24 protein-coding genes are annotated in these 26,596 nt (G+C 33.9%); 19 read left to right on the forward strand and 5 right to left on the reverse strand.

Annotated elements, in window-relative coordinates; genetic code table 11:
* Window positions 1-347 precede the first annotated feature (347 nt).
* Together STERM_RS05435 and ahpC are read right to left on the reverse strand one after the other, a co-directional pair.
* The gene (locus tag STERM_RS05435; RefSeq protein ID WP_012860565.1) at window positions 348-980 is read right to left on the reverse strand and encodes a thioredoxin family protein; all 633 of its coding nucleotides are present in this window, start codon (window positions 978-980) and stop codon (window positions 348-350) included.
* 105 nt (window positions 981-1,085) lie between these two features.
* A complete protein-coding gene (gene ahpC / locus STERM_RS05440) occupies window positions 1,086-1,649 on the reverse strand; it encodes an alkyl hydroperoxide reductase subunit C (RefSeq protein ID WP_012860566.1) in 564 nt (187 codons plus the stop codon).
* Between the two features lie 662 nt (window positions 1,650-2,311).
* Between ahpC and STERM_RS05445 the strand changes: the two genes are divergently transcribed.
* From STERM_RS05445 to STERM_RS05460, 4 genes are all read left to right on the forward strand, one after another.
* Window positions 2,312-3,262 (forward strand): ROK family protein, encoded by a 951-nt coding sequence (locus STERM_RS05445; RefSeq protein ID WP_012860567.1) that lies wholly within the window; start codon window positions 2,312-2,314, stop codon window positions 3,260-3,262.
* Window positions 3,262-4,785, forward strand: a complete 1,524-nt coding sequence (locus STERM_RS05450; RefSeq protein ID WP_012860568.1) for a Ppx/GppA phosphatase family protein — start codon at window positions 3,262-3,264, stop codon at window positions 4,783-4,785. Before STERM_RS05445 ends, STERM_RS05450 begins: the two co-directional genes overlap by 1 nt.
* Window positions 4,786-4,917: 132 nt before the next feature.
* A complete protein-coding gene (locus STERM_RS05455; protein ID WP_012860569.1) occupies window positions 4,918-6,963 on the forward strand; it encodes an RNA degradosome polyphosphate kinase in 2,046 nt (681 codons plus the stop codon).
* A gap of 210 nt (window positions 6,964-7,173) precedes the next feature.
* On the forward strand, window positions 7,174-8,493 hold the full coding sequence (locus STERM_RS05460; protein ID WP_012860570.1) for a VanW family protein: 1,320 nt from the start codon (window positions 7,174-7,176) through the stop codon (window positions 8,491-8,493).
* Between the two features lie 216 nt (window positions 8,494-8,709).
* On the opposite strand, the gene STERM_RS05465 is transcribed toward STERM_RS05460, so the two are convergent.
* Together STERM_RS05465 and STERM_RS22765 are read right to left on the reverse strand one after the other, a co-directional pair.
* Window positions 8,710-9,621 (reverse strand): DMT family transporter, encoded by a 912-nt coding sequence (locus tag STERM_RS05465; protein ID WP_012860571.1) that lies wholly within the window; start codon window positions 9,619-9,621, stop codon window positions 8,710-8,712.
* 124 nt (window positions 9,622-9,745) lie between these two features.
* On the reverse strand, window positions 9,746-10,792 hold the full coding sequence (locus STERM_RS22765; RefSeq protein ID WP_012860572.1) for a bifunctional transcriptional activator/DNA repair enzyme AdaA: 1,047 nt from the start codon (window positions 10,790-10,792) through the stop codon (window positions 9,746-9,748).
* A 298-nt stretch (window positions 10,793-11,090) separates the two neighbouring features.
* On the opposite strand from STERM_RS22765, the gene STERM_RS05475 reads away from it, so the two are divergent.
* From STERM_RS05475 to STERM_RS05495, 5 genes are all read left to right on the forward strand, one after another.
* Entirely contained in the window at window positions 11,091-11,576 is a 486-nt protein-coding gene (locus tag STERM_RS05475) for a flavodoxin family protein (protein WP_012860573.1), read from the forward strand.
* Window positions 11,577-11,646: 70 nt separating this feature from the next.
* Window positions 11,647-12,285, forward strand: coding sequence for a hypothetical protein (locus tag STERM_RS05480; RefSeq protein WP_012860574.1), 639 nt, complete (start codon window positions 11,647-11,649; stop codon window positions 12,283-12,285).
* Window positions 12,286-12,655: 370 nt separating this feature from the next.
* Window positions 12,656-13,075, forward strand: a complete 420-nt coding sequence (locus STERM_RS05485; protein ID WP_012860575.1) for a 4Fe-4S dicluster domain-containing protein — start codon at window positions 12,656-12,658, stop codon at window positions 13,073-13,075.
* On the forward strand, window positions 13,065-14,819 hold the full coding sequence (locus tag STERM_RS05490; RefSeq protein WP_012860576.1) for an aldehyde ferredoxin oxidoreductase N-terminal domain-containing protein: 1,755 nt from the start codon (window positions 13,065-13,067) through the stop codon (window positions 14,817-14,819). The genes STERM_RS05485 and STERM_RS05490 overlap by 11 nt, the downstream gene beginning before the upstream one ends.
* 56 nt (window positions 14,820-14,875) lie before the next feature.
* Window positions 14,876-15,106, forward strand: coding sequence for a hypothetical protein (locus STERM_RS05495; RefSeq protein ID WP_012860577.1), 231 nt, complete (start codon window positions 14,876-14,878; stop codon window positions 15,104-15,106).
* 229 nt (window positions 15,107-15,335) lie between these two features.
* Here STERM_RS05495 and STERM_RS05500 read toward each other — a convergent pair whose 3' ends face one another.
* Window positions 15,336-15,827 (reverse strand): hypothetical protein, encoded by a 492-nt coding sequence (locus STERM_RS05500; RefSeq protein ID WP_012860578.1) that lies wholly within the window; start codon window positions 15,825-15,827, stop codon window positions 15,336-15,338.
* A 331-nt stretch (window positions 15,828-16,158) separates the two neighbouring features.
* Here STERM_RS05500 and STERM_RS05505 point away from each other — a divergent pair, with 331 nt between their 5' ends.
* From STERM_RS05505 to secG, 10 genes are all read left to right on the forward strand, one after another.
* On the forward strand, window positions 16,159-16,839 hold the full coding sequence (locus STERM_RS05505) for a deoxynucleoside kinase (RefSeq protein ID WP_012860579.1): 681 nt from the start codon (window positions 16,159-16,161) through the stop codon (window positions 16,837-16,839).
* Between the two features lie 301 nt (window positions 16,840-17,140).
* The gene (locus STERM_RS05510; RefSeq protein ID WP_049769017.1) at window positions 17,141-18,616 is read left to right on the forward strand and encodes a nicotinate phosphoribosyltransferase; all 1,476 of its coding nucleotides are present in this window, start codon (window positions 17,141-17,143) and stop codon (window positions 18,614-18,616) included.
* Window positions 18,617-18,753: 137 nt separating this feature from the next.
* On the forward strand, window positions 18,754-19,857 hold the full coding sequence (locus tag STERM_RS05515) for an ABC transporter ATP-binding protein (protein ID WP_012860581.1): 1,104 nt from the start codon (window positions 18,754-18,756) through the stop codon (window positions 19,855-19,857).
* 1 nt (window position 19,858) lies between these two features.
* Window positions 19,859-20,692 (forward strand): ABC transporter permease, encoded by an 834-nt coding sequence (locus STERM_RS05520; RefSeq protein ID WP_012860582.1) that lies wholly within the window; start codon window positions 19,859-19,861, stop codon window positions 20,690-20,692.
* Entirely contained in the window at window positions 20,692-21,477 is a 786-nt protein-coding gene (locus STERM_RS05525) for an ABC transporter permease (protein ID WP_012860583.1), read from the forward strand. Before STERM_RS05520 ends, STERM_RS05525 begins: the two co-directional genes overlap by 1 nt.
* 138 nt (window positions 21,478-21,615) lie before the next feature.
* A complete protein-coding gene (locus tag STERM_RS05530) occupies window positions 21,616-23,208 on the forward strand; it encodes a DEAD/DEAH box helicase (protein WP_012860584.1) in 1,593 nt (530 codons plus the stop codon).
* Between the two features lie 193 nt (window positions 23,209-23,401).
* The gene (locus STERM_RS05535) at window positions 23,402-23,881 is read left to right on the forward strand and encodes a hypothetical protein (RefSeq protein WP_012860585.1); all 480 of its coding nucleotides are present in this window, start codon (window positions 23,402-23,404) and stop codon (window positions 23,879-23,881) included.
* A gap of 190 nt (window positions 23,882-24,071) precedes the next feature.
* A complete protein-coding gene (gene tpiA / locus STERM_RS05540) occupies window positions 24,072-24,827 on the forward strand; it encodes a triose-phosphate isomerase (RefSeq protein WP_012860586.1) in 756 nt (251 codons plus the stop codon).
* Between the two features lie 18 nt (window positions 24,828-24,845).
* Complete coding sequence (gene gpmI / locus STERM_RS05545; RefSeq protein WP_012860587.1) at window positions 24,846-26,387, forward strand: 2,3-bisphosphoglycerate-independent phosphoglycerate mutase; 1,542 nt, start codon at window positions 24,846-24,848, stop codon at window positions 26,385-26,387.
* A gap of 8 nt (window positions 26,388-26,395) precedes the next feature.
* On the forward strand, window positions 26,396-26,596 hold the full coding sequence (gene secG, locus STERM_RS05550; protein WP_012860588.1) for a preprotein translocase subunit SecG: 201 nt from the start codon (window positions 26,396-26,398) through the stop codon (window positions 26,594-26,596).

Below are 26,596 nucleotides of genomic sequence, written 5' to 3' on the forward strand. Positions count from 1 at the left end.
AATATGAAATTTTTTTTTAAAATCTTCACATTGAGTTCACATTGGTATGAAATAATAGTATCATAACAGGAAAGATAAGGTTTTTTGAGAGTAAGGAAGAGAAGTTAGACTTTAGCAGGTTTTGGATATAGAAGAAGTAGGAGCGTAAAAAAAAAGAAAACCAAGCTGAAAGCTTGGTTTTAAGGAGTTTTTTGAAGAAAAAAGTTATTTTTCTTTTAGCATGATTTATTTTAACTTTATTAACTTAGATTTTTCTTTTTATATACTTAGAGTTTACTTAGAAACAGTAAAGAATCATAAAAAAAACAGAACAAAGGGCTGTGTCATAAGACGCAACCCTTTTATTATTAACTGTTTTTTGCTATTTCAAGTAATTCGTCAAATGTTTTCGCGCCTATTGAAGCAAGTTTGTCATTTATGAATACAGTAGGAACGGCCTGAATATCTTTTGATTTCGCTTCCTCAGGATATATTCCCGAATCAATCATAGACACTGTAATATTATCATTGTACAGGGCTATAGAGTCCAGAGCCTGTACCACATCAGGACAGTGAGTGCATGACAGTGAAACAAAAACTTCGATATCAAGCGGTTTATTGATGCTTTTGATTTCATCAGCCTTATCAGTATCCAGTTTTTTTCCAAGACCGGCAAGATTAAGTATTGCCAGAACAAAACTGTTAAATTCATGTCCGCCCGGTATTCCGAAGAAATTAATCCCTGTTTTTTCATTATTTTTTACAATAGTAAAAGCTGTTTCTCTCTTTATTCCGTATAATTCTTCAAGTTTATTATTAGAACCAAACATATAAGATTCATATTTTATAGAATCTGATATATCGGCAACTTCATTTAGGAAGCTGTCCAGTTCTTTGGATTTATCACTTTCACTTAAAAAAGATATTATTTTTATATCTTCAGTGATTTTATCGAAAAATCCTTTCAGTTGTTTTACAATATTTTCATCTAATAAAGCCATTTTGTCCTCCTGAATATAAAATATGGTGCCATTATGAAGCTAGGTTATGCTGACCTCATGGAATGACACCATTCTGAGGGATATTTAGTCATCCCGGATTATTAATTAGATTTTACCTACAAGATCAAGTCCTGGTTTTAATGTTTCTTTTCCTTCTTCCCAATGTGCAGGACAAACAAGTCCAGGGTTCTCTGTGATGAACTTAGCTGCTTTTGCTCTTCTCAGTAAGTCCTTAGCATCTCTTCCGATACCCATTTCGTTTATTTCATAAGCCATGATTTCACCGTCAGGGTTAACTATAAAGCTTCCTCTGTATGCTGCACCTTCGTCTTCTTTATATACTTCAAACATTTTTGCGATAATCGCATTACGATCACCTAACATAGGATATTTTATTTTTTTGATAGTTTCTGATGTATCATGCCATGCTTTATGTACAAAATGAGAATCTGTACTTACTGAATAAATTTCAAATCCAGCTTTTTGGAATTCCTCATAATGATCAGCAACGTCTCCTAACTCTGTAGGGCATACGAATGTAAAATCACCCGGGTAGAAAAAGAAGATACTCCATTTTCCCATGATATCATTTAATGTAAGAGTTTTGAACTCCTCGTTTTGATAATATTCAATTTTAAAATCATCTAATTTTTTTCCTATTAACGACATTAAAAATTCCTCCTTAAAATAGTTTTATTTTTGTAATTATTACATTTCAATTATATAATACTTTCTTTTATTTGTCAATGACAAAAATAGAAAAATGCAGAAATAAAAAAAATTGTCAGAATGCAGACCAGCAAAATTATATAATTTGTTTTATGCATGTTTATTCAGCTTTTAAGTGAGGATATTTTCAGTATGCTCAGTATTGCACAACATGTTAAAATTTATTGACAAACAGTTAACTTTACTGTACAATTGAAATTGAAAAGACAAGGTATAAATACTGTCTTTTTTGAAGATTTTAAGTAATGTGAATGGGCACTACAAAAGTTGCTGCAATTATTCCAAATAAAACAGTAATTTTGAAAAAAATTTTTAAATTATACCTAAACATACCAGAAATTTATTTGGAATAAAAACAACATAATAGAAATTAGGAAAACAGCCCTGCATATCTGTACGGGCTGTTTTTATATATATTAGAGAAGAAAACTTACACATCAGCCCCCGGGATTTACAGATAAGGAAAAAGAGAACGAAGACAGGTATTCCGGACTTATAGTTACAGGAGATTTTTAATAATTAATTGGTTACTAAAAACTTTATTTATGGTAAAATATATAAAAGATAAAGCTGTAAATAAAATTTCAAAGGAGGAATTTTAGATGAATTATATAGGAATTGATCTCGGGGGAACAAAAATATTAGGTGCATTATTCGATGATAACGGAACGGTAATATATAAAAATAAGAAAAAAACAAAAGCGAAGAACGGAATAAAGGCTGTAGAGGAACAGCTATTCTCACTGATAGATGATCTGACAGATAAAAGCGGAAAAGAAGAAATAAAGGCAATAGGAATAGGTGTACCGGGTCTTGTGGATGTAAAGACGGGAACCGTGAAATTTGCTCCCAATATTGCAATGAATAATTATCCAATAGGAGATTTGATCAGAGATAAATATAAAATTGATGTATTTGTAGGAAATGATGTAAATGTGGGAACTCTGGGGGAATGGAAATATTCTCCGGAAGGTAAGTCTTCGAACTTTATAGGTATTTTCGTGGGAACGGGTATAGGGGGAGGAATTATTATTGATAATAAGCTTTATACAGGTTCCGGAGGTGTCGCAGGGGAATTGGGACATATGACGATAGATAGCAACGGAGCTATATGCGGGTGCGGTTCCAGAGGATGTCTTGAAGCCGTGGCTTCGAAAACGGGAATTCAGGCTGAAATAAAAGCCAGAATAAAAAGAGGAGAAGATACTGATATAAAAGAAAGCCTTGAAAAAGAAGGGATTCTAAAAAGCGGTCCGCTGAGAGCAGCATATGACAAAGGAGATATAGTGGTAAGAGAAACTGTGGAAAGAGCAGCCAAGTATCTCGGAGTAGGTGTAGCAAATCTGATCAATATATTTGATCCTGAAGCAGTAGTATTCGGGGGAGGTGTAATAGAGGAACTCGGTGATATTATTCTTCCGATTGTAAAAGAAGAAGCTTCACGTTATGCCATGAGAAGTATTTTTGAAAATGTAAAATTTGAAAAAGCACAGCTCGGCGATGATGCGGGAATAATGGGAGCTTTTGTGCTTGCACAGGAAGGTGTTAAATAATGAAGGATATGTTGTGTGTCATTAGTATAGCGTCACACGGTATTTACATGAAAATATTTCAGAAAAAAGGAACTGCTGTAAAGATTATAGATAAGGCAGTACATGTTTCACTGATAGGGAAAGAAGTCTTTTTCGAGGATAAGCTTACATTTAATAAAATAAAAGAAATAATAGACACGGTAAAAAAAATGAAGATCATAGCAGAAGGTTATCAGACTGATAAAATTGTTGTTATAGGAACTACAGCAGTACGTAAGGCAAAAAATAATTACTATCTTCAGGATCAGCTGAAAATAAATACAGGTTTGGATTTACTGGTAATGGATAAGCTTGATGAAAATTATCTGGCGTATGAAAAAATATCTGTCAGTCTTGAGAAGCATCTTGATGATTATAATGAAAAAAATAACCTGATCGTTTACGTAGGTTCGGGAAATATATCCTTTTCGGTTATAAGTAACGGAATTAACATATATAACACCAATATAGAGATAGGCTCTCTTGTTTTATCAGATATATCGGATAAGCTGAATCTCGGAACCAAAAAGAGAAATATAGTAATTGACGAATATATAAAAAGGCATTTGAGCGGGATCTTCCGAAATATTTCCGATATAAAAATAGAAAGGGTTATTCTTGCCGGAAAGTTTTTTGATATTTATATAGAAAGAGTAAAAAATAAAAAAAGAATTGACTTTATAGAAGAGCTTACACGTGAGGAGATATTCGAATATAACAAAAAGCTTTATGAAAAATCTCCGGAAGAAATAGCTAAAACTTATAATATAAAAAAAATCGAAGCTGAGATGCTTACTCAGAAAGTAAATATCATAAAAAATATAATACAAAAATTCAACAGCAACAAAATTATATTTGTAAATTTCAAATTATCCAATTCAATTGCAGAGTTTCACTTTTTTAAAAATGAAAAAATAAGAAGAAAAATAGAAAAAGATTCTGTGGAAAGTGCCAGAAAAATAGCCAAAAGATACTATTATATGGAGGAACATGTAGATAAACTCGAAGAAATAATAGATAAGATTTTTAATAAGGTTCATAAAACACACGGACTGACAAAAAAGGACAGATATTATCTGACTCTTGCGAATATTTTCAGGGAAACAGGGAAGTATATTACACTTGAAAATTATATTAATTTTTCCAGAGATATTCTGGAAGCATCAGGAATATTCGGAATCAGTACAAGAGAACATTTTTTTATTTCAAAAATCCTGAAGTATTTTGAAGAGGATATTCTGGAATTGGAAAACAGTAAATCTATAAGCAAAGAAGAAAAACTGTCAGTGGCAAAACTGGCAGCTATATTGAAAATAGCCGAATCTCTTGATTCCAGCATGGAACAGAAAATAGCCGATCTGGAAATTACAAGTGATGAAAATGATATTTATTTTAACGTAAAGCTCAAAAAGATGATTTTTTTGGAAAAGCTGGAATTTGAAGAGAAAAAAGAAGTTTTTGAAAATGTATTCGGATTGAAAACACATTTAGTTATAAATAAATAATCTAGTGCAGTGCCTCGGCCGAATGCCGCCGGATATTTTATTTCTCGGCAGGGATTCAGGTACAGCAGAGGATAAAACAGACAGTGCAATCGGCTGATTACGGATGAAAACTGCACTAAGGTAAGGAGAATTATGAAATATAAATCTGAAGATTTTATAAATAGAGAATTAAGCTGGCTGGAATTTAACGACAGAGTATTGAGCGAAGCAGAATATCAGGGAAATCCTTTGTTGGAAAAATGCAAATTTATTTCTATAACTTCTTCTAATCTGGATGAGTTTTTTATGATTAGAATAGCTGCATTAAAGGCTCAGATAGACAGTAAATTTACACAAAAAGATATTGCCGGACTGACTCCGATACAGCAGATGGAAAAAATAGAGGACAGAATAGAAACTTTGATAAAGAAGCAATATTCAATATATAGAAACGGTCTTATACCTGAACTGAAAAAGAACGGAATCGTGTTTTTGAAATATAAGGAGCTGACAGAAGACGAGAAAAAAGCAGCAGCGGAATATTTTGAAGAAACCCTGTTTCCTATTCTTACTCCTACAGCAATAGACAGCAGCAGACCATTTCCTTTTCTGCAGAATAAAAGCCTTAATATAATAGTGGAATTAAAAAAGGAGAAGGACAGATTTTCCTTTGTTCAGATTCCGTCAATAGTAAACAGAATGTTCAGGCTTCCCGGAAAGAACAAATACAGATTTATTCTAATAGAAGAGATAATCAAGGAATTTATGGGGACTCTTTTTGAGGGCTACAGTATAAGGAAGATGTCGGAATTCAGAATAACAAGAGACTCTGACGTAATAATAAATGAGGACGGTGCAGAAGATCTTCTCAGTAAAATAGAAAAATCAATAAAAAACAGAAAATGGGGAAGTCCTGTAAGGCTTGAAGTATGTGAAGACATAGAGAAAGATACCAGAGAATATCTAAAAGACATACTAAAGCTGAAAAAATCAGATGTATACAGAATTGACGGTCCGATAGACCTTACTTTTCTCATGAAATTATGGATTGAGACAGATAAGGACAAATTAAAATTTCCTCCGGAGCCTCCTGTTCTGATAAAGGAATTTCAGGGAGATGAATCTGTTTTTGATATAATGAAGGAGAAAGAGATAATATACCATCTTCCTTATGAAAGCTTTGAGCCTGTTATTGATCTTGTGGAAGAAGCGGCCAGAGATCCGAAAGTACTGGCGATAAAACAGACTCTGTACAGGGTCAGCGGTCAGTCTCCTATAGTAAAAGCCTTAAAGGATGCCGCAAGTAACGGGAAACAGGTTACAGTACTTGTGGAATTAAAGGCAAGGTTTGATGAGGAGCAGAATATCAACTGGGCAAAGGAACTGGAAAAAGCCGGATGTCATGTGATATACGGGCTGAAAGGACTGAAAACACATGCCAAACTTCTGCTGATAGTAAGACAGGAAACAGAGGGGATACAGAGGTATGTACATCTCAGTACGGGAAATTACAATGATAATACTGCCAAGCTGTATTCAGATATAGGCTTTTTCAGTACAAATGAAGATTTATGCACGGATATCTCTTATCTGTTTAATACGTTGACAGGGTTTTCCATGTCAAGATACTGGAATAAAGTAGCTGTAGCTCCAAATGATCTGAGAACGAAGATCTATGAGCTCATAGATAATGAGATAGAAAACCAGAAGGCAGGAAAAAAGGGAAGAATTATAATGAAGGCAAACTCTCTTACTGATAAAGAGATGATAGAGAAATTATACGACGCTTCAAGAATAGGCGTAGAAGTAAAGCTGGTGATAAGAGGAGCATGTTCTCTGAAAGTGGGAATAAAAGATATTTCAGAAAATATAGAGGTTTTCAGTATCGTAGGAAGATACCTTGAACACAGCAGAATTTATTATTTTGAAAATGACGGGGAAAGTAAAATATATCTGTCAAGTGCAGATCTGATGTCAAGAAATCTGGACAGAAGAATTGAAATTATGTTTCCTGTGGAAGACGAAAATTTGAAAGATCAGATAGTAAAAATACTGGAGCTGAATCTCACTGATAATGTAAAAAGAAGAATTCTGGAGCCGGACGGTACATATAGAAATTCAAATGCAAGATCATCCAAAAAGATAAATGCCCAAAGTGAATTTTACAAGCTTGCCAAAAAAGGAAGCATCAGCAGTTAATATCCTGGTCTGATAAAAAACAGCTGAAATAAGATATTGGTAATTGTTTAAAAGCCTGTATTAGCAGTGTTTTAGTATAAAAATTCATAAAATATATAAAATATACAATTAAAATTTATAAGAAATATTTGATTTTGTGTATATAAAAATATTATAATGTAAGTGTTAACTTTGTTAACGTGATTTTTTAGAAGGAGGTTTGTAAAGAAAATGTGGAAAAAAGTAACACTTATAATTGCTGGTATATTTTTACTTTTTGGCGGTGCATTCTTCTATTTTGTAAAGGACACAGATAAGATATATAATAATATATCAGTGTCTGGTGTTGATCTATCTGATACATCTAAGGAGACTGCGAAGAAAAAAATAGAGGAAATAAAGCTTGAAAATGTAAAGCTGAAGTATGAGGGTAAAGAGTTCATGATATCTGGTGACAGCATATCATATAAAGTTGATTCTGATACGATAGTAAATGAAGCGTATAATGTAGGAAGAAACGGAAATTTCCTGAAGAATAAGGCGAAAATATTTGCCTTGAAAGCTCTCGGGAAAAAAGTAAGCCTGCCGCTGCATTACAGTATTAATGAGGAGGCTTTAAAAAACGAACTTGTTAAAATAGCATCCGAGGTAGATGTAAAGGAACAGGATGCCAGACTCGTGATCAATAATGATCAGATTTCTGTTATAGATGAAGTAAACGGGAAGAAAATTAACATAGAGAAAACTCTGAGTGCTGTAATGGAAAGTATAAAATATTCTAAGCATGATGATATTAATCTTGTGGCAGAAACAGCTGTTCCAAAAGTAACTAAGGAAAAACTGGGTTCTGTAAATACACTTCTTGGCGAGTATACTACTACGTTTAATTCCGGTGTATACGGAAGAAGCGAGAATATAAAGCTCGCTGTAAAATCAATAAATGATGTTCTTCTGGAACCGCAGGATATTCTTTCGTTTAATGACAGTACAGGAATGCGTAATCCGAAAAATGGATATAAGAGTGCGCCTGTTATAGTTAACGGAGAGATCGAACAGGGTCTCGGAGGCGGAGTCTGTCAGGTTTCATCAACGTTGTTTAATGCAGGTGCTCTTTCAGGGCTGAAGATAGTGGAGAGAAGTAACCACTCAATTCCGTCTTCATATGTAGCACTTGGCAGAGATGCTGTTGTAGATTATGGAAATCTGGATTTGAAAATACAGAATAATTTTCAGAATCCTGTTTATATAGCAGCAGATGTAGTCGGAAGTAAAATTATTATCAAAGTATACGGAAATCAGAAGGATAAAGCAGATGAGGTAAAATTATATGCAGTAGTGAATGGAAGTATACCGAGAAAAACAAAAACTGTAAAATCTGGTAAAGCAACTAACGGAAGAGACGGAATAAAAGCTACAACATACAGAGTGATAGTTAAAAACGGAAGTGAAACTAAAGAGGTATTATCAAGCAACTATTATCCGCCTAAGGCGAGAGTAGTAGTGCTTACTCCGGCTCCGGCAGTAGTAAGCGAAGAAGCTCCCAGCTTATAAGAATACTCCGGAAATATTACTCACAAAGCAGAACAAAAAGCAATTATATACGAATAATTAAAATGACCGGTTTTTCCGGTCATTTTTCTTTTAGTGCTGTTATTTATCTGAAAGCAGTGATTATTCACTTTAAAAATTTATATAAAAATAACAGCCTTCTGCGGCGGACAAATGCCATAGAAGGCTGTTCTTGATAATATATGATAAAATCAGAAACTATTCTTTAGCCGGTTTATTTTCCGAAGTCAGCGTAAGCATCACAATCATAAGTATAATGAGAAATGCTCCTGCGAACTGATAAATTCCAAAGCTTACATGAAGCCATATAATAGAAGTTATAAGTGCGGATAACGGCTCACTGCAGCTGAGAAGCGAGGCTTCCTTTGCATTTATATATCTCAGACTCTCTATAAAAAAATAAAAAGGTATAAGAGTACCGAGAATTACAATAAACAGCATAGATAAGAAAATATCAAAATGTGCAAAATCTCTTACAGCTCCCCAGTCAGGAACAAACAATCCCAGTATAAAGCCTCCGATAACCATGCTCCATCCGATAATAACAGATGACGGCCATTTTAGAAGTTTTTTTACATAAATTGTGTAGAAGGCGAGGGCAAATGCAGAAGCAAGTCCCCAGAAAAAGGCTTCCTTGGAAATAATGAGAGACTCTGTATTGCCATTTGTAAGGAGTAAAAAAGTCCCGCTCAGTGCCATAAGAAGTGCTGCTGTTTCTGACAATGAAATTTTTTGTTTCAGACGTATCAGATAATAAATAATTATTATAACAGGAGCCAGATATTGCAGTAAAGTGGCAATAGCCGCATTACTTTTTGCTATGGTGGTAAAATATGTAAACTGTACTCCCAGCATTCCAAAAATAGAATATATTATTATGTGAAAACGTGAATATTTATCTTTCCATATTCCTGTAACCTTATCTTTATTTCCTTTGTAAACGGATATGATCAGGAGCATAATGCCCGCAGTAAACATCCTTATGGAAACCACACATGATACAGATACAGAAGCATTGTTAAATAAATACTGTGATACTGTTCCGGAAACTCCCCATAAAACAGAGCTTATTATTACCATAAGAATTCCGGGCCATTTTTTATTCTTCATATATCCTCCGTAAAAATAAAATAAACTATTATAACTTTAGCACAAGATATGAAAAATAACAACAAATACTTGGGGAAATCAGACTTTTATTTACCGGATATATTTTCAGAATAAATATGCTTTATTATAAACTGCTGTTTTTCCTTTCAAAATCTAACAGCCACTGTTTCCGCCATAAGCCTCCGGCATAACCTGTAAGCTTTCCGCTTTCTCCTATTATTCTGTGGCATGGTATTATTATGGCGATTCTGTTCGATCCGTTGGCTTTTCCTACTGCCCTTACTGCTTTTGGTTTATTTATAGCCAATGCCTGATCTTTATATGATCTGTGTTCTCCATATGGTATATCAATTAATTTTTTCCACACAAGATTCTGAAAGTCAGTTCCCGGTGTATGCAGAGGGAGGTCAAAAATTTTCCGCGTACCGGAAAAATATTCAGCGATCTGCTCTTTTAACATATCCAGATACTGGTTTTGACCAAAGATAATTTTAGCGTGAAGTGTCTTCTTCAGATATTCAAGTTCGTCATTAAGATTTTTTCTGTCAGAAAATTCCAGAAGATATATTCCTTTTTCAGTGGCGCATGCAGTCATAGGGCCAAGCAGAGTAGTAAAACGCATTATATTAATTATATTTATTTCTGCTGAATCAGACGGAGTACTTCCAGTGGCATTTTTGAATGCATGGGAAAATCCGCTGAGGGAATTATAACCGCTGTCAAAAGCTGAATCAATTATTTTTTCCCCGCCGGAAATCTGATGCAGGGCGGAATTGATCTTTAACATTCTCTGATATTCATGAAATGTAATATCAAGATTCTTTTTGAACCATCTTCTTACTTTATTAGGTTCTATATTTAATTCATTCAAATCACTGTCCTTTAATTTTTCATCAGGATTTTTTTCCAGCTTTTTCAGAATGATTTTTATATACTCTGGTGTAAAACCTAAGTGTTCAAGGGGATGACAGACTTTACACGGTCTGTAACCGTGTAATACTGCTTCTTTGCTTGTATGGAAAAACTCTACATTTTCTTTTTTTGGTTTTCTTGCAGTACATGTAGGGCGGCAGAATATTCCCGTAGTTTTTATTCCGGCAAAAAAGCTGCCTTCATAGGAACTGTCTTTATTTAATAAAGCATTATACATTTCTTCAAATTTTAGTTTCATAGGAAGACTCCTTTTTATTTTAGTATACCTGATAATTCGCTGTTTTTTCAACCGAAAAATTAACATATATTTTTGGAATATGATATTAGTGATAATAAATTTTTATAAAAAATATATAAACTTTTGACAGCAGACTGGATATTAATTAAATAATGTGGTATTATTTATAGGGAAAATATTCAATTCAACAGAAACAAATCTATTATTATCGAAACTAACATCTGGCAATTAAACAAAAAGATCTAGCAGAACTAAGAGTAAGTGAATTTTTATAATTATTTTAGTGAGGAGAAATAGTATGAAAATTTTGATTGTTTATTATTCTTTTGAGGGAAGTTGCAAGTATGTGGCAGAAGAGATCAGTAAAAATTTGAATGCCGAGATTTTAGAGCTGAAACCTAAAACAGATGTGAAGACCAAGGGTATATTAAAGTATGTTTTTGGCGGCAAACAGGCTTTTTCAAATGAAAAACCCGAGCTTCTCCCGTTGGAAAAGAATATCAATTCTTATGATTTTATTTTTCTGGGGACACCGGTATGGGCATGGAATTATGCGCCTGCATTAAAAACTTTTTTTTCAGAGCATAAAATAAAAGAAAAAAAGATGGCGTTATTTTGCTGCAGCGGAGGCGGAAAGGGAAAAACACTGGAAAATATGAAAAAGGAACTTTGTGAAAATGAAGTTATGGGAGAGATGGAATTTGTTAATGTTCTAAAGCAGACTAAATACAATATGGAGGCTGCAGTGGGAAACTGGGTGGATAATATTATGGAGACTTTTTGAATGGAAAGTTGAAATTTTTTTGATTATGATGTAAAATTATGATATGAATTATGTTTTTAGGAGGGATGAAATGAAGAAAATTATATTTACAATATTTTTGGCTTTCTTTTGCATTTCATTTTCTGATATAACAGGAATAGACACTAAAAAAATAATAAGAAGTCATTATACCGAAAAAGATCTTCTTATGAAAAAAAGTGATTATTTTCTGCCAAAAACAGGAAAAGAATTTAATTTCAGAGCTTTTGAATGGAATACATCAAAAGAAACAGCATTGAAATTTTTTGACGGGAAAAATTATACAGACCGTGGAAATGAATTGATATTCACTAATATTAACTTTGCAGGTATGGTACTGTCAGAACTGAAATTAAACTATGAAAATGACAAATTAGTAAGCTGGATTGGTTTTGGAAGAGCTGATGCGGAAACTTTAAAAGGATTGCAGGATACTTATAATTCAAAATATAAAGGGAAAATAATAGAGACTAATACTGATGCCCTGAAAATGTACATTACCAGAGACAGGGAAAACAGCTTTTTTATTATTTTTGATCCTGATATGACTACTTTTTATTATCAGAGTGCTGCTCAGTATGATAGAATAATCAGAGGCGAGACAGAAGAAAAAGAGCTGGAAAGAATAAGAATCGAAAATGAAAAGAAACAAAAGGAAAAAGTAAAGCAAGATATGTTTAATGATTTATAATTTTTATAAAGCTGCTGTAATAGCAGCTTTTTTTTGTACTTTTTTTATTTGTGAAAAAAAGTGTGAAATAAAATGTAATCAGGAAAACAGAAAAATTATATAAAAAAAATTAATATAATAAAAGCATGTTATAAACTCAAGGATTAACAGATTTTTTGTATTAAAAAAAATATAGTAAAAAAGTTTTCAAAATTGTTGATTTTTTCACAAAATCGAGGTAAAATACATTACTAAGAATGAATAAAAGTTCATTCGGTAATATATTTTAATATCGAATTATTTGTCGGTTAAAATATTTTATTTGGGCAGAGTAATAAAAGAGATAAGTATTTAAACTGGAAGAAAAAGAGAATTTAAAGAGGTGATTAAAGTGTCAAAAGTACTTCGGGCAGATGAAATGAAAAAATGTCTCGGCTGTTTTACATGTATGAACATATGTTCTATAGTAAATCATAAGAGCCATTCGTTAACTAAAAGCGCTATAAAGATAAGAACAAGCGGCGGTATAGCGGGAAGATTCGTAGGAATAGTATGTCTTGCATGTGAAAATGACAGAGCATGTGCAGAATCATGTCCATCCGGGGCATTGGAAAAAAGAGCAGGGGGCGGTGTAAAATTTATTTCGGAGAAGTGTATAGGATGCGGTTCCTGCGAGCAGGCATGTATAGTAAATGCAGTTCACTGGGATGAAACAGAAGACAGACCAATAATATGCAAACACTGCGGGGCCTGTGCAAGGTTTTGTCCGCATGATTGTCTGAGAATGGAGGAAGTAGGAAATGATTTATGAAAAATACATAAGAGTACTGCATATAGATCTTACAGCTAAAAAAGTAAGGATAGAACACAGGGAGGATCTATACGGATATCTTGGCGGAGTGGGTGTAGCTTCCAAGCTTCTTGAAGAAAATATGCATCCCGAGCTTGATCCGCTGGATGAAAAACAGCCTGTAATATTTGCAATCGGTGCGGCGAGTACAATATTTCCTGTAATTACTAAAACAGTAGCGACTTTCATATCACCTCTTACTGGAGAATACGGTGAAAGCTATGCCGGCGGAAGAATGGCGATGTCTTTATTTTATGCCGGATATGATGCGGTAGTAATTACCGGAAAATCAGATAAACCGGTTTATATATCCATAAAAAAGAATAATGTGGAATTCAAGGATGCCAGAGCAATGTGGGGGCTTGATCCCAATGAAGTGGAAAGAATACTTCGCGAAAGAGAAAAAGGACATGGGAAAAGAAGTATTGTGAGTATCGGACCTGCCGGAGAAAATCTGAGCAGTTTTGCATGTGTATGTGTGGATATTTTCAGACACTTTGGAAGACTGGGACTCGGAGCCTGCTTTGGAAGTAAAAATCTGAAAGCGGTTTTGACTATAGGAGATAAAGATATCCCTATTAAGGACTTTAAAAATTATTTTTCCGTATATCAGGAAATATATAAAGAATGCAGTGAAACAACAGCGATGACAAAATATCATGATTTGGGAACACCGGTAAATATAGAACCGTTAAATGCTGCCGGAGCTCTTCCTACACGAAATCTTCAGCAGACATCTTTTGAAAACAGTGAGGATATCTCAGGCGAGACCTTTGCAGATAAGAATCTTGTGAGAAAAATGTCATGTACAGGGTGTCCTGTGGGCTGTATACATATCGGCCAGCTTAGAAGACAGTTTGATAAAGGACATGAGTATGAGTCGCTGACAGTAGCATATGATTATGAGCTGATATTTTCATTAGGGACTTTTTTGGGGGTGAAAACTTCCGAAGAGGTGCTTAATCTGATTGATCATGTGGAAAAGACAGGATTTGATGCAATGTCTATGGGTGTGGTTCTCGGCTGGGCAACGGAAGCTCTGACAAAAGGAATTATTACAGAAGAACAGACAATGCTTCCATTGGCTTTCGGTGATTCTGAAAATTATGCCAAGGCTATAGAATACACTGCTAAAGGAGCAAATGAATTTTACAGGGATCTCGGAAAAGGGTCGGCTTATGTTTCAGCAAAATACGGCGGCTCGGATTTTGCACTGGAGATATCCAAAAATGAAATGGCCGGATATCATACAGGTTATGGGGCACTTGTGGGAGCAGCTGTAGGGACAAGGCATTCACATTTATGCAACGGAGGGTATTCCATAGATCAGAGCGGCGACAGTGAATTTGACGGGGACAAATTAGTGGATAAGCTTTATAAGGAAGAAGTGGAGAGATGTATGCTTAATTCACTCATAATATGTCTGTTTGCCAGAAAGGTTTATAACAGGGAGAAAGTATTAAAAGTATTGAATTCTATCGGACGGGAAACAACAGATGATGAGCTTACAGCAATAGCTGAGAGAATTTACAGAACAAAGCTTCGTATAAAAAAGGCACTCGGCTATAACCAGAAGGATATAAAATTTCCAAAAAGATTTTTTGAAACTGTAAGTATGAATGGAGAACTAAAACCAGAGATTGCACAGGAATTGATAAACAAATTTATTAGTAAAAATGAAGAGCTTATGAACAGGGAAGTATAAAAATTATTTGATTAGCAGCAGGAATTTTTTAGAATGAATACGGCAGGTGATGAAAGATGAAAGTCAGGCTTCTGTTAACTTCCTGGTTCAAAAGGTACGGAGACGGGAAAGATTTTCTGGAAATAGAAGTGCAGGAAGGAAGCAGTGTGGAAGATGTATTAAAAAAGAGCGGCATCCCTTTTGACGAAATAGGATTTGTGCATTCAGGAGGCAAGCTGAAGCATATGTCGGAGATTGTCGCTGATTCTGAGGAGCTGAAGGTTTTTACCAGAATCATCGGGGGATAATATAATTTTTACAGAAGGCCGGAGCTAATCCGGTCTTTTTGGATAAAAAACATTTTAACAGCTTAACAGCAAAATAAAATTGGCGTTTTAAATATTTTTTTATTAGAAGCAATGTGTTAGTGCTTTTTTTGAAAATTCACTAATTAGCTATTTTTGCAAAAAAATAGAGACTTTCAGCTGTTAACTGTCAATCTCTATTTTTAATGAATGTAATTTATCATAAATTTGATTATATAAACTGGAATAGGGAAATTTGCTGAAGAACCGCCTGAGTAGACTTTGTCATTCCCAGTGAAGTATATTTAATTTTTCTGTCAGCTGTAACTATAATAAACTTAGCAATAGAACCATTTATAAAACTAACTTCCTTTATCTGATTATATAAAACTTCTTCTTTTCCTATAATTAATCCATTTTCATAAATATCAAAGGAAGGGGTTTTAAAATAATCTATAATAAACCATAATCCGAGAAAAATACAAAAAATAGAAGCACCTATTATCATAAATGGAGATTCTTCTGCACCGGATGAAACGTGTACCCATCTTACACCCCGAGAATACAGATATAAGATAAAGCATGCTGACATAATGAGTATTAATCCCATGATAATTAAAGCCTTTGTTTTTTTTAGTTCTCCTTTGTGACTTCCGAATATGTTATTATTTTTTGAAGAATCAGAAGTTTTTGAAATACTTTCAGCTAAATTGAGTATATGCATATTTATTCTCCTTAAATTAAGTTTGTAAGGCATATTATATTATAATTTCTTGGTAAAATCAAAAAAATAAAATTTGATTTTTTTATCTGGCAGCAGTTTCATTGCTTCTATTCTAATAAAATAAAATTTATTTTTAAAATATTATATGTTTAATGAACTTGGGGAAATATCATTTGCTGCGGTATTTTATTGATTTTTGGCAGAAATAATAATGAAGATAATATTACGGCTAAGAAACCCTGTAAAAAATATCATAAAAAAATATACGTTCTTTCATAAATATAAAACTTATGCTATTATAATAAAAGATAATTTGTACAAGGAGTACTTTATGAATAATTACTATAAGGAATATTTTGAGAATATGAAAATTAAGGAGAGTATAATGGACGGCATAATATGTGTAGACGGAGTAGTCGGCGTGGGTAAAAGTACGCTGGGAAAGCTGATAGCTGAAAAATACAGCATGATTTTTTTTGAAGAGCCTGTGGTTAATAACCCTATATTAGATAAATTTTATTATGATAAAAAAAGATACAGCTTTCCGCTGCAGATATTCTTTCTGAATAAAAGATTCAAAGCCATGAAAGAAGCAGCAAAAATAAATAAATGTGTAATGGACAGATCAATATATGGGGATGTTATATTTTCCAGAATGCTGATGGAAGACGGAGATATGACGCATGAGGAATTTGAGCTTTATGAAGAGCTGCTTTATAATATGCTGGAGCACATCCAAAAACCGAAGCTGATGATCTATCTGGAAACAAGTGTAGATTCGGCCATGGAAAAGATAAAAAAAAGAGGCAGGGAATACGAGCTGGTAGTTACAAGGGGATATTGGGAAAGCCTTAATGCGAATTACAGAGCGTATTTTGAAAGCTATAATATTTCGGATATTTTGAAAATAAATGTAGATAACATGGATTTTGTTTCTAATTTTGAGGATAAGGAGCATATACTGAAACTCATTGATAATAAAATAAAAGAGATTGAAAATCAGACAAAATAAAGGATATCCAAAGGAAAAGCTAAGACGGAGATTGTAAACTGTTAGCATTATAAGAAAATTATTTTCTTCATAAAACTCCTTCAGAAAGCCCTTTTTTAGGGCTTTTTCATATGCAGTTGAAAAATACGGAAGTTTGCTTTTTTATATTTTAGAGAATAAAAAAGTAAATAAATCACTATATTTGTTTAATTACTGAATAAAATAAATGCTATATTATACTAGATTATTATATAGAAAATATAGTATAATTAATGTAATAACTTTTTTTGAGGTGAGTGTTGTGAATGATTTTTTGAGAGTAATGAATTCAGATAGATATCAATATACTGAAAGTAATGTATTTATCGAAGAGAAAATGGAAGACAGAATTGCGACATTTGATATGTTTTTCAGAAAAGCAGAAGGGGACGGTTTTGCAGTGGTTGCAGGGATATCTGATGTTTTGGAACTGATAGATATCATTAATAATACTGATGAAAAAACAAAAAGAGAATATCTGAGCAGGGTAATACAAGAGGAAGACCTTGTAGAATATCTCTCAACTATGAAATTTACCGGATCTGTAAGCGGATTGCGCGATGGTGAAATAGCTTATCCGAATGAACCGGTACTTACAATAACAGCACCATTAATACAGGCTAAAATTTTGGAAACCCCTATTTTGAATATTTTGAATCATCAGATGGCTGTGGCAACAAAGACATCAAGAGTAACAAGAGCGGCCAAAGATGTACCGGTGTCAGCTTTCGGGAGCAGAAGGGCCCATGGATTTGACAGTGCGGTAAGAGGATCAAAAGCATCATATATAGCAGGATGTGATTCACATTCTAATCTTGTGACAGAATATTTATACGGGATAAAAAGTATAGGAACAATGGCACATTCATATGTTCAGAGTTTTGGAGTAGGCGAAAAGGCTGAATACATAGCATTTGACAAGTTTATAAAACATAATAAGGAAGAAAGACACACTCTCATACTGCTCATAGACACTTACAATACACTTGAAATGGGACTGAAAAATGCAATAAAAGCCTTCAAGGCAAACGGAATAGATGATACTTACGAAGGGTCATACGGTATCAGGCTTGATTCCGGAGATCTGGCTTACTTATCGAAAAAATGCAGGATTGCATTGGATGAAGCCGGACTGACTAAAGCAAAAATAGCTCTGACTAACAGTCTTGACGAATATCTGATAAGATCACTGCTGGATCAGGGAGTAAAAGCTGATTTATTCGGTGTAGGCGATTCTATTGCTGTTTCTAAAGACAGACCATGCTTTGGCGGGGTTTATAAAATAGTGGAGATAGACGGTGAAAGACTGATAAAGCTGTCAAATGACATAGTAAAAATATCAAATCCCGGGAAAAAAGAAATATACAGACTGTTTGAAAACGAAAAGGCTATAGCAGATCTTGTCGTATTAAAAGAAAAAGATTCTGATACGGACAAAATACTTATGAAAAAAGAGCTTGTAATAGTAGATGAAAATAACAGATTTAACTCTTATAAATTCAAAGAAAATGCTTATGATTTTGAAAAAATAACAAAAGATTTTATAATAGACGGAAAAAGAACAGATGAGTATGATGAGCTTACAGATATAAAAAAATCTAAGGCACATTATGAAAACAGACTTACACAGCTTTTGAAAGGACACAAAAGACTGGATAATCCTCATACATACATGGTAGATTTGTCAATGGATCTGTATCATTTGAAGTCATCGCTCATAAAAAAAATAAAGAGTCAGATGCAAAATCTGGACGAATAAAAAGAATAACTGTTCAATACAGTATTTACGCAAGAAAATGCAAAAAAAATACAGCATGTAAAAAATTCTTTATGTATTTGCATTTTTATATGCTATAATAAGGATTGTAGTCGTTTATAATTCAGGAGGATTGATAATTGGAAAGAAATTTAGAAATAAAGGGAGTGAAAAAGACTTTTGGAAAAGATGAAATTCTGAAAGGCGTAAACTTAAATATAAAAAAAGGCGAATTTTTCTCTATATTAGGACCGTCAGGATGCGGAAAAACCACAATTCTGAGAATGATTGCCGGTTTTATAAAGCCTGATGAGGGAGAAATTCTTTTAAATAATGAAAGAATAGATAAGATAGATCCGAATAAAAGAAATGTCAATACGGTATTTCAAAATTACGCATTGTTTCCTCATATGACAGTGTTTGATAATGTGGCATTTCCTCTGAAGATAAAAAAAGTTTCAAAAGACGAAATAGAAAAAGAAGTCTTGAAATATTTGAAGCTTGTTCATCTTGAAGAATATAAAGATAAATTTCCAAAGAGTCTGTCAGGCGGGCAAAAGCAGAGAGTGGCAATAGCAAGAGCACTTATCGGCAAGCCTGATATTTTGCTTTTGGATGAGCCTTTATCTGCATTGGATGCTAAACTCAGACAGAAACTTCTGATAGAACTGGATACTATCCATGATGAAGTAGGGATTACTTTTATCTTCGTAACTCATGACCAGACAGAAGCACTCAGTGTTTCTGATAGAATTGCAATTATGAATAAAGGTGAAATACTTCAGATAGGAACGCCGAATGAAATATATGAATCTCCTGAAAATGCTTTTGTGGCGGATTTCATAGGAGAGACTAATTTTCTCAGCGGTAAGGTAACAGAGGTACATGAAAAACACGGCTATATAGAAACACCAATTCTAGGCAGAATGAAAATAGAGCTAGACAAACCAGTAAAAGTAGGAGACACCGTAGTATTAACATTAAGACCAGAAAAAATAAAGATTTCGAATAACAGACCAAATTTTTTACATGATAATTATAATATCCTTCACGGAATGATAGAAGAAGTCATTTATACAGGATTTCAGAGTAAGCTTTTTGTAAAGGTGGAGAACAGTGAAAACCTTATAAAAGTATTTAATCCGCATGTGGAATATCTGGTAGAGGAAGAGATTTACGAGTGGAAAGAGGAAGTTTATATTTTTTGGAATTATGAAGATGCCTATTTAGTGGAGGTGAAATAGTATGGGAAAAAAAGGTGGTTTTTCTTATTACATTTCACTTCTTTTGTGGTTAACAGCCTTTTTTGTTATTCCGACGCTGATAATAGCAGTTATCAGTTTTTTGAAAAAAGGGCCTTATGGAGGAGTGATTTTCTGGCAGTTTAGTCTGGATGCATATGCGAATTTATTTGATAAGGTATTTTTGAAAATAATATTCAAGACATTGGAAATATCAATATGGGTAACAATTGTAACTCTTGTTCTTGCACTGCCTACGGCATATTATATCTCAAGATCAAAATTAAAAAGTTTTTGGCTTCTTTTGATAATAATCCCGTTTTGGACTAATTTTCTGGTAAGAATATATTCATTTATTGCAATACTGGGAAATAACGGCATAGTGAATAAAGCCCTGCAGCTTGTATTTAATCTTGACGGCCCGATACAGCTGCTTTATAATAAAAATGCGGTAATAATAGTAACTGTTTATATTTATCTGCCGTATGCCATACTTCCGCTTTATTCATCAATAGAAAAATTTGATTTTTCGCTGCTTGATGCGGCAAGAGATCTTGGAGCTACGAAATTTAAGGCAATGGTTAAGGTTTTTCTTCCGGGGATAAAATCAGGGCTTATTTCGGCCATTATACTGACATTTATTCCGGCAGTCGGTTCATATGCAGTACCTGACCTTCTTGGCGGAAATGATGCATTAATGCTTGGGAATATAATAGGGAAGAGGCTTCTTGATGCGAGAGACTGGCCTATAGCTTCTGCTGTGTCAATGCTGCTTATAGTATTTACCACGATTGCAGTATTGTTATTTATGAGATCAGATAACGGGGAGGATGAATAATGGATGACAAAAGAAGAATTTCACTTTTTTTCTTTATATTGGTTCTGATATTCTTTTATCTGCCTATAATAATGCTGGTAGTACTTTCGTTTAATAATTCAAGAGGATTCAGCTGGGGCGGATTTTCACTGAAATGGTACATAGAATTATTTAGAAATTCCCCTGATTTATGGGAGGCAGTTTTAAGAAGTATATTAATAGCACTTGGTTCATCGTTTTTATCAGTGGTGATTGCCACTCTGGGAGCTATTGCAATAAAATGGTATAACTTTAAAGTAAAAAAGTACGTAAAATTTATTTCGTATATTCCATTAGTAATACCTGATATTATAATGGGAATATCGCTGGCAATATTCTTTGCCAATATAGTAAAAGGCGGTGTGCCTTTGAGCATGTGGACTATATTTATAGCACATACCACATTTAACATACCCTTTGCGTTATTTATAATAATGTCAAGGCTTGACGAATTTGATTATTCTGTAGTAGAGGCGGCATATGATCTCGGGGCAAGTGAGTTTACCACACTGGTAAAGGTAATAATCCCTATGATGATGCCGGGAATAATAGCCGGATTTTTAATGGCAGTAACGCTTTCCTTTGATGATTTTGTCATAACATCATTTGTCTCAGGAAACGGACAGCCGACATTGCCTATATATATATATGCATCGATAAAACGTGGAGTATCTCCTGTGGTGAATGCATTGTCGGTAATTTTGATAATAGGAACAATTATACTGACTTTTTCCAGCAGAAAATTACAGAAAAATTTGCTCGGCTGATATTTTGGCCGGAATCAGATTTTTGACAGCAGAAATCTGATTTATTAGAACGGTATCCAGCCGGTTGACGGTTTACAGGATACTAAATCATACATAAAATTATGGATATAAAAAAGAAGAAAGAAAAGAGGAAAAAAAATGAACGATAAAAGCTTTTTAGATTTGGGAGTGAGCGAAGCAACACTTAAAGCACTTGATAAAAAAGGATTTACATCTCCGAGTGCTATTCAGACACTTGTAATTCCCGAACTTTTAAAAGAAAGAACAAATTTGATAGGACAGGCTCAGACAGGGACAGGAAAAACAGCAGCATTTGCTATACCGATTCTGGAAACACTGGATTGTGACGGGAGCGTAAGAGCGATAGTTCTCGCACCAACAAGAGAGCTAGCCAATCAGGTGGCAGATGAAATGTATTCTTTAAGGGGTAAAAAAGAAATAAAGGTGCTACCTGTTTACGGCGGACAGTCAATTGACCAGCAGATAAAAAAGATAAAAAAAGGAATAGACGTAATAGTAGGAACTCCGGGGAGAATACTGGACTTAATGAACAGAAAGGTTATAAAGCTTAATAATCTTGAATATTTTGTACTGGATGAAGCTGATGAAATGCTTAATATGGGATTTATAGAGGATATAGAACTGATTCTTGAGAGAACAAATGAAGATAAAAAAATGCTGTTTTTCTCGGCTACAATACCTGATTCTATAATGAAAATAGCTAAAAAATTCATGAAGGACTATAAATTACTAAAGGTAAAAACAAAAGAGCTGACTACTAATCTTACTGAGCAGATTTATTTTGAAGTAACCGAAGGGGATAAATTTGAGGCTTTATGCAGAGTTTTGGACTATGTTCATGATTTTTACGGAATTGTATTCTGCAGAACAAAATCAGATGTGGATGATGTAGCACAGCACTTGAAAGGAAGAGGCTACGATGCTGAAGCTATACATGGTGATATAACTCAGGCAATGAGAATGAAAACACTTGAGGATTTTAAGAAAAAGAGAATAAATATCCTTGTGGCTACAGATGTGGCAGCAAGAGGAATAGATGTTAATGATCTTACGCATGTAATTAACTACTCAATACCGCAGGAGCCTGAATCATACGTTCACAGAATAGGAAGAACAGGAAGAGCAGGGAAAAAGGGAATAGCAATAACATTCGTTACACCTAAGGAAGCTTCAAAAATTTCCAAAATACAAAGACTTACAAAAACAGATATAAAGAAAGAAAAAATACCTAAGATAGAAGAAGTAATCAGCGTAAAAAAAGAAAATCTTTATGCCTGTGTGGAAGAGATAGAAAAAGAGGAAGATTTCGGTTACTACACAGGTATGGCGAAGGAACTTCTGGGAGATAAAGATCCCGAAGTAGTTTTGGCTTCACTTTTAAGACATATGTACGATGATGAGTTTCTTCCTGAAAGCTATAACGAAATTTCGGAAGTAAAAACTGGAAGAGGTCTGAACGCTAATAATGCCGGTGACGATAAAACAAGACTATTTATAGCTCTTGGTAAAAAAGACGGTTATACTCCGGGGAAATTACTGGATTTATTAAATAAAAAAGCTAAAACTCCAGGAAGAAAAGTACGTGATATAAAGATAATGGATAATTTTTCTTTTATTACAGTACCTTTGAGAGAAGCTGAATTTATAATGAAAGCACTTAATAAAAGCAATAAAAACAAGCCGCTTGTAGAAAAAGCAAAAAAGAAATAAAATAGAGCAGACTGTTTCAGAATAAAATCTGCACAAAGAAGAAGTGAGACTTTATCATTTGTGCAGAAGATTTTGAGATAGTCATTTTTTATTAAAAAACCGCAATTAAAAATATTATATGAAAAAAAGTTGAATTTGGAACTCATTTATATTAATATAAATATAGAAATCAATAAGAGGAGTTAGTATAAATATGTCAATAATTAACGAAACAAAGAAGTATCTTCATATGCTAGTAAAAATACTTGTATTTATATTGATTTTATGTGCATTCAAGCTTGTGGAAAGTTTTTTTGAGGTAAGACGTATGCCTGAAATGTATGTAATCAGCTATTTTGTATTTGCTTATTTTATTTTGGCAAGATTATTCAGCGAGAGAAAAGAAAAAATCATGATGATGATATATATTTTTATTGATACTGCGGTGCTTATTTATCTTTTGAAAAAAGGAACAGGGTATATGATGTTATATCTGGCTTTTTTTCTTATATTATCTGTGATGATGATAATAATGTATTATTATTTTAATAAAAATGAAAGAAAAGATAGAAGAAGAAAGTTTCTTATTTTTCTGATACCGTGTTACTCGTTATTTATAAAGTTTGTTTTTGCACTGACGTATATATATCTTCATATAGATGAGTATAATATATTTTCTTTGTGGTTTTTATAATAAAGAATTTTGGCGGAGCTGTGTATAAAAACAGCCAAAACTATGAATAACAGAATACTCAGAGTTTTGCTGCTGTTTTTCGTTTGTGAAAAATATTAGTAATACAGAGTGTAAGATTTTGGAAGTGTTAATTGAAAAATGAAGTAAAATATGATAGAATAAAACAAAAAATGAAGAAGGGAAGTTTGCCATGAGAAAGATAATTGTAGCAGGAAACTGGAAGATGAACAAAACAAATAAAGAGGCAGTAAGCTTTTTATCAGAATTAAAAGGTCTAGTAGGCGGGATAAATGAGGTAGAAACTGTAATAGGAGCACCATTTACAGCTTTATCAGATGCGGTGAAAGAAGTAGAAGGTTCAAATGTAAAAATCGCTGCACAAAATATGAATCCAAATGAAAGCGGTGCATATACAGGAGAAATATCACCTCTTATGCTGAAAGAATTAGGTGTGGAATATGTAATACTGGGGCATTCTGAAAGAAGAGAGTATTATGGTGAAAATAACGAATTCATAAATGCAAAAGTAAAAGCTGCTCTGAATCATGGGTTAAAGCCTATTTTATGTGTCGGGGAAAAACTGGAAGAGAGAGAAGCAGGGAAGACAGAAGATGTAGTGGCTAATCATGTGCAGGGTGGACTTGACGGAATAACTGCAGAAGAAATGAAAAATGTGGTAATAGCTTATGAGCCTGTATGGGCAATAGGAACAGGAAAAACAGCTACACCTGAGCAGGCTGAACTTGTTCATAACTTCATAAGATTGTTATTAATAGATTTATACGGAAAAGAAATCGGGGAAGGTGTAACTATCCAATACGGAGGTTCAATGAAACCTGATAATGCAAAAGAATTAATTTCACAAAAGAATATAGACGGCGGACTAATTGGAGGAGCAAGCTTAGAAGCAAAAAGTTTTTCTGAAATAGTAAAAGCAGCGTTATAAACGGAGAGGAATAGATTAATGAAAAAACCAATAGTACTGATGATTTTAGACGGATGGGGAATAAATGAGAATCCGGATCAGGTAAATGCAATAAGAATGGCAGATCCGGTTAATTTTAACAGATACTGGAATTCATATCCGCATACACAGCTTAGAGCAGACGGTGAATTTGTTGGACTGCCTGAAGGACAGTTCGGAAATTCTGAAGTAGGACATTTGAACATAGGTGCAGGAAGAGTAGTATACCAGCTTCTTCCCAAGATTACTAAAGCTATAAAAGAAAGAACAATATTAGATAACAAGGTTCTTTCGGATATTATGGAAAAAACAAAAGAGAACGGAAAGGCGCTTCATTTGACAGGACTTATGTCTGACGGAGGAGTGCATTCACATATCAGCCATATTTTAGGTGTGGTGGAAATGGCCAAAGAAAAAGGTCTTAATGAAGTTTATGTCCACGCTATCATGGATGGAAGAGATACTCCCCCTAAATCAGGAGTGAATTATCTTAAAGATCTGGAAGACGGACTGAAAAAAATAGGTATAGGAAAAACAGCTTCAGTAGTAGGAAGATACTATGCAATGGACAGAGATACAAATTGGGAGAGAACAGAAGAAGCATATGATCTTATGACTCTGGGAAACGGAATAAAAGCTAAAAGCTCTGATGAAGCAATAACCGGGGCATATAACAGAGATGAAACAGACGAGTTCGTGAAAGCGACAATAATAGTAAATGAGGACGAAACTCCCGTTGCACTGGTAAAGGACGGAGACGGTATTATTTTCTGCAATTTCAGACCAGACAGGGCAAGACAGCTTACGAGAGCATTTATGGAAGAGCCTTTTACAGGTTTTACAAGAAAAGCACATCCAAAGGTAAGTTTCGTATGTATGGCACAGTATGACGAGAAATTTGGTCTTCCTGTGGCTTACCCACCGGAAACAATAGTAAATACTTTCGGTGAAATATTATCAAAACATGGAATGAAACAGATAAGAACTGCTGAAACTGAAAAATATGCACATGTTACTTTCTTTTTTAACGGCGGTGTAGAAGATACATATCCGGGGGAGATAAGACTTCTTACTCCTTCGCCGAGTGTTGCTACATATGATTTGAAACCTGAAATGAGTGCATATGAAGTAACTGATAAGCTTTTGGAGGAGCTTCAAAAAGGAGATACCGATGTTGTTATCCTGAACTTTGCCAATACTGACATGGTAGGTCATACAGGAATTATAGAAGCAGAGATAAGAGCCGTAAAAGCTGTAGATGAATGTCTGAATAAGATAGCTTCAAAAGTGCTGGAAATGGAAGGAATGGTTCTGGTTACTGCAGATCACGGTAACGGAGATCTGATGGTAGATCCTGTTACTAAAGCTCCGTATACTGCACATACTGCAAATCCGGTACCATTTATACTGATATCAGATAAATTAAAAAATATAAAACTAAGAAATGACGGGAAGCTGGCTGACTTAACGCCTACTATTCTGGATATCTTAAAAATAGAGAAGCCTGCTGAAATGACAGGTGAATCTCTAATAGTAAAATAGGAGGAAAAATGACAACTTTACTGACAATAGTACTGGTTGTACTTGCTGCGTTGTTAATAGGTCTTATATTAATGCAGCCTGACAGAAGCCAGGGAATGGTAAATAACTCAAACATATTCGATAATACAAAAGAACCGATTGAGCAGCTGACAGAATATATAGCAATTGCTTTTCTGGTTGTAGCTATATTATTCCAAATAATCAGGTAA

Origin of the sequence: Sebaldella termitidis ATCC 33386 (genome assembly GCF_000024405.1) — a bacterium.
Classification (GTDB): Bacteria; Fusobacteriota; Fusobacteriia; order Fusobacteriales; family Leptotrichiaceae; genus Sebaldella; species Sebaldella termitidis.